Source organism: Streptomyces thermovulgaris (assembly GCF_002155915.1).
GTDB classification, from domain to species: Bacteria; Actinomycetota; Actinomycetes; order Streptomycetales; family Streptomycetaceae; genus Streptomyces; species Streptomyces thermovulgaris.
The window spans coordinates 1-741 of sequence record NZ_MUME01000575.1; the positions used below are offsets into that span (position 1 = coordinate 1).

The following is a 741-nucleotide window of genomic DNA, read 5'->3' on the forward strand; positions in this document are numbered from 1 at the left end:
AGTCTTCGCTCGGATCACCGGACCCCTGAGATGTAAGGGTGCTCGTCGAGCGCGGTGCCTCCGGCGGCCTCGGTAGCCTGACGGCGCCGTATGTCGGGGGGAGTTGGCCGTGGAGAACATTCTGTCCGGGGGTGTCGGGGCCGCCATCGGGCTCATAGGGGCGGTGTTCGGTTCGTGGTTCACCGCGCGCCGACAGGACCGCATGTGGCTCCGGGAACAGAAGCTCAAAGCGGGGACCGCCTTCAACACGGCCGTGGTTCAGTTGCTGGACCACCTGAAGGGGACGCAGCTGGGCGACGACGGTCCCGAGGTCAACGAGCTGGTGAACCGGATGCAGGAGGCACGCTCGGCCCTCTACCTGCTCTGTGACGGCGACACCGTTGCTCTCGCCGATGCTCTCGCGCGTCGGGTATGGAGCACCCGGCCCACCGAGGGCAGGGACGACCGCCGGGCCGAGTTCCAGGAGACGCTGGACCTTCTGCGTCGCTTCACCCATCAGCTCCGGCAGGAGATCGCCAAGTCGTAGGGGACCTCGAGTCCTTGAGTCCTCGTTCTTCCAGGACGACCGGACGGCTTCAGCGCTCTGTCGGGTGGCTTCGGGACTCCGTGCGGTTCAGGAGGGCACGGCGGCGGCTGTTCGGCAGTCGGCGCAGCGGCCTGGTTCCGGAGCGCGGAAGGCGCGGTCGCAGCCGTCGCAGTTCTGGAGGGGGTGCCGGACGGGCGGCGGTGGGACGGCCGGGG

Annotated in this window: 1 protein-coding gene and 1 pseudogene; one reads left to right on the forward strand and one right to left on the reverse strand. The window is 69.0% G+C overall.

All coding sequences use genetic code 11. From position 1 onward, the window contains the following. The first annotated feature begins 109 nt into the window (after nucleotides 1-109). Nucleotides 110-526, forward strand: a complete 417-nt coding sequence (locus CCN35_RS27390) for a hypothetical protein (RefSeq protein ID WP_067399988.1) — start codon at nucleotides 110-112, stop codon at nucleotides 524-526. A gap of 87 nt (nucleotides 527-613) precedes the next feature. Here the strand turns inward: CCN35_RS27390 and CCN35_RS29890 are convergent. Next, nucleotides 614-741: pseudogene (locus CCN35_RS29890) on the reverse strand (helix-turn-helix domain-containing protein); the annotation flags it as partial.